We start from the raw sequence: 6,975 nt of genomic DNA, 5'->3' as shown, positions 1-6,975 counted from the left end.
GTGGGGAATGAAGAAAACCCCCACTGATTAAAGTTTCACTTTATATTGAAACGAATAAAAACCGAAGCGAACGGGACTTCTTCGCTTCGGTTGACCAAATGCTCCCACAAGCAGCTCATATTCATTCCTTCATAGTATCGTATGCAATGTATATAACAATGGTTTCTCATACTTTATTTTTTAAACATTTTACTCAATGAACTAAAGTCAGTTGGCATATTATTATTAATAATCGCATTTATAATTTGCTCTTCTTTTTCTTTTGATACATCTCTTCCCGCCATTGTTGCAACCTGATGAATTAACTGCCGTAACACTTTTTCATCGCGTAAATTTGAATTTTGAACCGAAGAGGCTAATTTAAAAATATCTTCTTTATTTACTTTGGATTCCTTTTCAATATTATTGAATAAGTTATTATCCACCTTGTTCACCCTCTCATGTAATCTACACTTCATCGTATGCAGAAAATAAAGAATGGTGAAAAAACCCAAAAGAAAAAGCTGTACAAATGTCTTTTTACATTTGTACAGCTTTTTTTACAGCAAGTCTGGAATCGCTTCTACTTCGTGTTTACGCACACGTCCCATCAACATTCCAACAGCATCTTTTACATTTTTCCCATTAAATAACACATCATATAAAACAGTTGTAATCGGCATTTCAACATCCATTTTCTTAGCCATCTCATATGCTGCCTTCGTTGTCCGTACGCCTTCAACAACCATTCCCATATTATCTAATACTTCTTGTAACGAGCAACCTTTACCAAGCATGTTACCAGCACGCCAATTTCGGCTATGAACACTCGTACATGTTACAATTAGGTCACCCATACCTGTCAGGCCAGCAAACGTTAATGGGTTCCCACCCATTTTACGTCCTAAACGAGCAATTTCTGTTAATCCTCGCGTCATAAGTGCTGCCTTCGCATTATCTCCTAAGCCAATTCCATCAGTAATACCCGCCGCAAGAGCAATAATATTTTTTAGCGCCCCGCCAAGTTCAACTCCAATAATATCTGGGTTTGTATATACACGGAAATAGCTATTCATAAATAAGTCTTGAACCTCTTCAGCTGCTTCCATACGCTTTGCAGCTGATGTAACTGTTGTAGCTTGGCGCAATCCAACTTCTTCTGCATGACTCGGCCCTGATAAAACAACCACATCGCGAATGAGATGAGCCGGAATTTCTTCTTCAATCACTTCCGAAATACGCTTTGAAGTTCCTGGTTCAATCCCTTTACTCGCATGAATCCATGTAATTGGCTGCGAAACCAATGTTTTCATATTTTGCAATACTTCTCGATATGCCTTTGTAGGTACAACGAGAAGTACTGTATCAACCCCTACTAATGCCTCTTCTAAGGAAGAGTAAGCAACGATGCTGGCTGGCAGTGTAATCCCCGGAAGATAACGACTATTCTCATGTTTTTCATTAATTTCATCCATAAGTTCTGCTCGATTTCCCCAAAGACGTACATCATGGCCGTTGTCAGCTAATACCATTGCTAACGCCGTTCCCCAGCTACCTGCTCCTACTACTGTGATTTTTTTCATAAAATCACATCCTCTCCATTAGTCTCGTGCTCTTGCAATAACTTTAATTGGTGTTCCTACGAAACCAAACGCATCGCGCAGACGATTTTTCAAGAAGCGCTCATATGAGAAGTGCAGTAACTCTGGATCATTTACGAACACAACAAATGTCGGTGGTTTCACCGCGACTTGTGTTGCATAGAAAATTTTCAAACGTTGTCCATTATGCGTTGGTGTTGGATTCATTGCAACAGCATCCATAATTACATCGTTTAATACATTTGTTTGTACACGAATACTATGACTTGCATTTACCTCATTAATAACAGGAAGTAGTGTGTGTGTACGTTTTCTCGTTTTTGCAGATAAGAATACGATTGGTGCGTAATCTAAAAATTGGAAATGAGCACGAATATTCTCTTCGAATTCCTTCATCGTTTTCTCATCTTTTTCAACCGCGTCCCATTTATTTACAACAATAATAACAGCACGACCTGAATCATGGGCATATCCAGCAATTTTTTTATCTTGTTCAATGATTCCTTCTTCACCATCTAAAACAACTAAAACAACATCAGAGCGTTCAATTGCTCGAAGTGCACGAAGTACACTATACTTTTCTGTACTTTCATATACTTTTCCTTTTTTGCGCATTCCTGCTGTATCAATGATAACGTAATCTTGTCCATCTTTACTGTACGGCGTATCAACTGCATCACGTGTAGTACCTGCTACATTACTAACGATTACACGTTCTTGACCAAGCAATGCATTTACCATTGATGATTTCCCAACGTTCGGGCGACCAATTAAACAGAATTTAATTGTTTCATCATCGTATGGTTCTTCTTCAATTTGCGGGAAATGTTTTGCTGCTTCATCTAATAAGTCCCCTAAACCTAAACCATGTGTTCCAGATATAGGAAACGGTTCCCCAAAGCCTAACGCATAAAAATCGTAAATATCGCTGCGCATCTCTGGATTATCTACCTTATTCACAGCTAATACAACTGGCTTTTTAGAACGATATAAAATCTTTGCAACCTCTTCATCCGCAGCTGTTACACCGTCGCGACCATTTGTCATAAAAATAATAACATCAGCTTCATCAATCGCAACTTCTGCTTGTTGACGAATTTGTGTCAAGAATGGCTCGTCTCCAATATCAATTCCACCTGTATCAATAATGTTAAACTCATGATTTAACCATTCTCCTGCGCTATATATACGATCTCTTGTTACACCAGGGATATCTTCAACAATCGACACTCTTTCTCCAACAATTCTATTGAAAATAGTAGATTTCCCCACATTTGGGCGTCCTACTATTGCCACTACCGGTTTTGGCATATACTTTCATCCTTTCTATTTGCTTCTGTTATTATGTAAAAAACCCTTCTTTGTGCAAGAAGGGATTTGCATTCCAGAATATTTCTCTTCGTATCAAAACATCTCATATTATAACACATTTTAAGAATGTTTCACAATAATATATAAGTTCTCTTGCAAACGGTGGGCGATTCCATCTAAAATCGCTTCTAAATTACTAGCAACAAACTCCATTTCTTCTACTGTCTCACATACAAATAACGGCGCCCCACCAGCGAACTTTTCCGGAATTGTTGTAATAACAGCAAGAATACATTTTTCTAATATCACCCTTTATCTCCCCTTCCATTCGGGGCCTCAGAAGACATATGAATAGCACTTTCTAATGTTGGAACATTTCCAATGACCTGAATCGCTTTATTTACATCTTGATCTTGCGGCAAAACAAATATGCCTATTCTTCCATCATTTAAATCACGTTTCGCAAGCGGGACAAGTGCTGGTGTTCCAGAATCTCGATATACACCAAGCGCAACAGATATATCATGCAAAATCGCTTGTCTTTGACCAAGGTTTGCCAATGTTATTCGAGCATCAATTGATTTTGGTTTTAAAATAAATCCCATGCCGTACTTCATAATTTCTTTTTGCCTTGCTGGTAAACCGATATTCATAATATAAATATTATCAACATAAAGGCCTGCTCCTTCAAAATGCAATGGAACATGCTCAACTTCAACAAGATCGCGTAGCCGTTTACCAGACATCAACATTTTCGCGAAAAAGAAACTTATGATTCCAGCCAAAATTCCAGCATACCATGATTTAAATCCTAAATAAGCAAAAGTAGCTACGAAAGATGTTAACATGGCTAAATAGTTTCGACTCTCAAATACAATTGCAATTCCCTCAATATACGTATTCCCCCTAGGAACAAGTTCATATCCGTCTAATTGCTGCAATGTATTACGCTCCATATTACGTACATCACGAAACTGCGATGCCGCTAATGTCAGAAATGTAATAGCAGAGAAATCCTTTTTCAAAATAGCTGGAATGGCAACCGCCCCAAGAGCAGCTGCAATAATCCCCATCGCAATATGTATAATCTTGCCATGTAAACGAGTTGGATACTGCCTTGTATCAGTTTGAAGCATTAAAACTCGTGTGACAGTCCCAACAGTTACCCCAAGCAAAATAGCTGATGTATACGAGTTCATAAATTAACCTTGTCCCTCCTTCACTTGCTTTTGCTTAAATTGTTCTGTGTATGTCATTATTTTTCCAATTCCGTATAAAAGACTAAAGAACATGGTGGACACAGCAATCATATTAAAAAATTGTAAACTCCCTAATTGATACGGAAAATTGAATGTCTTTAAAATAAAAGCTACAAACAACTCTCCTTGCAACGTCCCTGCATATAATCCCCATATACGTAATAGACGGTCCCTATGTAATAAAACAGATGTATAAACGAGAATACTACTTAACATCCAAGTACGATCTACAACAATCCAAATCGGGTCATAGAGTTCGATTAAAGAAAAACTTGCATATAGCATCGCGATTATAAGTGCACATAGTAAAGTGTAGACCTTTTTCCATACTGAATATGTCGCAATTCCAATAAATGAGATTCCCGCTAACAAAAGAGCGTTTACCGATATTGTAATAGAAGTAAATGAAATCACTGCTTGCGAACAAATAATAAATAATAAAATGACCGCACTAAGCTTAAGTCTAACTGTATCTTTTTTCAAAAAAAACGTCGTAACAATCCAACCTATCCATGCTAAAAAATAAAAATAACCACCTTCCAAGTGAACACCTCCTATTATTTCCATTATGGGAATTGTTTATGAAAAATAATCATCTTCTATCGCTGCATATTTTTAAAAATAACAGCAACACTTTGTACTAAGGAGGTGGGAACACCATGGGTAAAGATCGTCAAGAAAAGAAATTGAAACAATCAAGGCGCGTAGAATCCGACCGCAGCCAATCATTACAATATCCTGGTGCAACAGGACTCGATACACCGGAGCAAGCACGAAGACAAAATCAACATTAAAACAAAGAACCAGCCAACATATCGTTGGCCGGTTCTTTGTTTTCATATATTAATAATTAGTTTATAATTCCTTGTTCTGTGGCTTTCTTTATTGCTTCAACACGGTTAGATACATGAAGCTTTGAATATATGTTAATAATGTGCGTCTTAACTGTCGAAATCGATATGCACAATTGTTCACCAATTTTCTTATTTGATGCCCCAGTCGCAAGAACCTTCAATACCTCTAATTCTCTATTACTTAAAAGAACATTCTCTTTATCATGATCCCCTAACTGTAATAACGTGTATAAGAACTCCCTCTCTCTTTCATTTAAATCTTGCAACCGTTCTTCTTTTAATAACATCAACAATGTTTGAATTTGTTTATCTATCCTTAAGTAAGGTAGTAAAATATGATTTTCATAACTATAATGTACCGCTTCTCGTAATAAATTTAAAAGCTCCCGCTTATGCTTTTGCATATCATTTCCTAAGATAAGAACTTTTAATAATAACGCTTCAATTAATAGTACTTTCATTTTATGTTTTCTTGTAAATTCCGCAACTTCATCAAGTAACTGTAATGATTCTTGTATATGTCCTTTCTGCAATAAAATCTGAGCATATAACAATTTATCTTCAGTTCGTAGTTTCTTTTTTTCTTTCTTTTGTTTGTACATCAAAACAAACCGATCTAATTGATGTACATATTCTCCATCAACATGAATCGCATATTTTAGTATGGAGGATATAAACAGCTCATTTTGATACGCCTCAAATGTTTGTAACTTTCGAATTGTTTCGTTTGCTTGCTGTTTATCACCTTTCAGAAATTGAAGTTCCATTAAATTATATAAATAAGCTTTTCCTCCAACAGCTTCGTCACCTTGTACATGTTGTAGTGATTTTTCAGCCTTCTCTAATTGTAAGCGTTTTAAATAAATACCCGTAATTCCAATATGACAAGTTACTGTGAGAGCTGATAAAAAGGGATGTTGTTCAATTACCTGAAAAAGCTGATTATATAACCTCTCACACTCTTTTAAATCTCCTAATTCCTCTTTAATCTGACATAAAGAACTTAAAATGCCCATTTTCACATATGGATTTTTCATTCTCTTCTCAAGCACAGACGCTTTATCAAGCACATATAGTGCATCCTTGATTCGCTCCTGAAACCTCAGAAAAAATGATAATTCTACATAAATAATCGCCTTGGTTACATCACTTATATCCATGTCTTCAATTTCATTTATAAACAAAACATCTAATTGTAAATTATTTTCCTCAATTAAAGCCTTGCAAAATCCGAATACCTTCCAAGGATGATGACCACTTTCTCCTTCGTACACGATATTTAATATTTCTGCACACTGCTCAAACTCCATATTACAATAATGGTAAAAAATGAGTTGAAACGCCATCTCTTTATTTTGCACAATACACGTTAACGGAATATGTCGCAAATAACTCCATCCTTGTGGATTTTGTCCGTGTACTTCAATTTTTCTCAACGCAGCCTCATAACATTGCATCTCTAATAATTGTTTTATACATTCCTCAAAATCACCGCATCGTTCATATATTTCTGCCGCTCGTAAACGTAACTTCTTTTGTTTCTCCTTTTCTAACCGCTCAAAAGAATGTTGTAAAAACTGTTGAAAAATAGCGTGATAACGATATATTTCACGATCTTCATCAAGATTAATTATAAATAAATGCTTTTGAAATAGACGTGTAATTATTTCTTTTGTACCTTGTTTTTCCAATAATTTATTACAAATTTCCTCATTAAAATAACTTAAAATTGATGTTTTTACGAGAAAATCCTTTTCATCTTCTTCCAGCGCATCTAAAATCTCTTTCGATAAATAGGTAATCATATATTTATTCAGCACTTTCATATGCTGTGTGCAATCATTTTTATGATAAGAACGTGCAAGTGCAATTAACTGAAGACCACCAATCCACCCTTCTGCCAACATGTTCATATCATGAATTACCTCATAATTTAGATCCATCTTCAATGTATCTTTAATAAATCGAAAA

General features: G+C 35.8%; 8 protein-coding genes. 1 reads left to right on the top strand and 7 read right to left on the bottom strand.

From position 1 onward, the window contains the following. Positions 1–173: 173 nt before the first annotated feature. The 6 genes from V7024_RS13170 to V7024_RS13145 form a co-directional block, all read right to left on the bottom strand. Positions 174–425 (bottom strand): stage VI sporulation protein F, encoded by a 252-nt coding sequence (locus V7024_RS13170; protein WP_020059610.1) that lies wholly within the window; start codon positions 423–425, stop codon positions 174–176. Positions 426–539: 114 nt separating this feature from the next. Next, complete coding sequence (locus tag V7024_RS13165; RefSeq protein WP_335520671.1) at positions 540–1,562, bottom strand: NAD(P)H-dependent glycerol-3-phosphate dehydrogenase; 1,023 nt, start codon at positions 1,560–1,562, stop codon at positions 540–542. A gap of 18 nt (positions 1,563–1,580) precedes the next feature. Next, positions 1,581–2,891 carry a ribosome biogenesis GTPase Der gene (gene der / locus V7024_RS13160; protein WP_020059612.1) on the bottom strand — a complete coding sequence of 437 codons (1,311 nt, stop codon included), beginning with the start codon at positions 2,889–2,891 and terminating at the stop codon, positions 1,581–1,583. A gap of 120 nt (positions 2,892–3,011) precedes the next feature. Next, on the bottom strand, positions 3,012–3,200 hold the full coding sequence (locus V7024_RS13155; RefSeq protein WP_090915573.1) for a capping complex subunit for YIEGIA: 189 nt from the start codon (positions 3,198–3,200) through the stop codon (positions 3,012–3,014). Further along, on the bottom strand, positions 3,197–4,090 hold the full coding sequence (locus V7024_RS13150; protein ID WP_335520665.1) for a YIEGIA family protein: 894 nt from the start codon (positions 4,088–4,090) through the stop codon (positions 3,197–3,199). The genes V7024_RS13155 and V7024_RS13150 overlap by 4 nt, the downstream gene beginning before the upstream one ends. Before the next feature lie 3 nt (positions 4,091–4,093). Next, positions 4,094–4,693 carry a YphA family membrane protein gene (locus V7024_RS13145; protein ID WP_335520662.1) on the bottom strand — a complete coding sequence of 200 codons (600 nt, stop codon included), beginning with the start codon at positions 4,691–4,693 and terminating at the stop codon, positions 4,094–4,096. 116 nt (positions 4,694–4,809) lie between these two features. Here V7024_RS13145 and V7024_RS13140 point away from each other — a divergent pair, with 116 nt between their 5' ends. Then, positions 4,810–4,944, top strand: a complete 135-nt coding sequence (locus V7024_RS13140) for a YpzI family protein (RefSeq protein ID WP_090915567.1) — start codon at positions 4,810–4,812, stop codon at positions 4,942–4,944. Between the two features lie 56 nt (positions 4,945–5,000). On the opposite strand, the gene V7024_RS13135 is transcribed toward V7024_RS13140, so the two are convergent. Further along, positions 5,001–6,975 (bottom strand): helix-turn-helix transcriptional regulator (locus V7024_RS13135; protein WP_335520654.1); only part of this gene is annotated, 1,975 nt, incomplete at its 5' end.

Origin of the sequence: Bacillus sp. JJ864 (assembly GCF_036963045.1) — a bacterium.
GTDB classification, from domain to species: Bacteria; Bacillota; Bacilli; order Bacillales; family Bacillaceae_G; genus Bacillus_A; species Bacillus_A pseudomycoides_C.
The sequence above is the reverse complement of the archived record's forward strand: the minus strand, read 5'-3'. Positions and strand labels throughout refer to the sequence as shown.

Coding starts and splice junctions, on each gene's coding strand:
- V7024_RS13165 (WP_335520671.1), bottom strand. CDS start 1,562: ATGAAAAAAATCACAGTAGTAGGAGCAGGTAGCTGGGGAACGGCGTTA.
- der (WP_020059612.1), bottom strand. CDS start 2,891: ATGCCAAAACCGGTAGTGGCAATAGTAGGACGCCCAAATGTGGGGAAA.
- V7024_RS13150 (WP_335520665.1), bottom strand. CDS start 4,090: ATGAACTCGTATACATCAGCTATTTTGCTTGGGGTAACTGTTGGGACT.
- V7024_RS13140 (WP_090915567.1), top strand. CDS start 4,810: ATGGGTAAAGATCGTCAAGAAAAGAAATTGAAACAATCAAGGCGCGTA.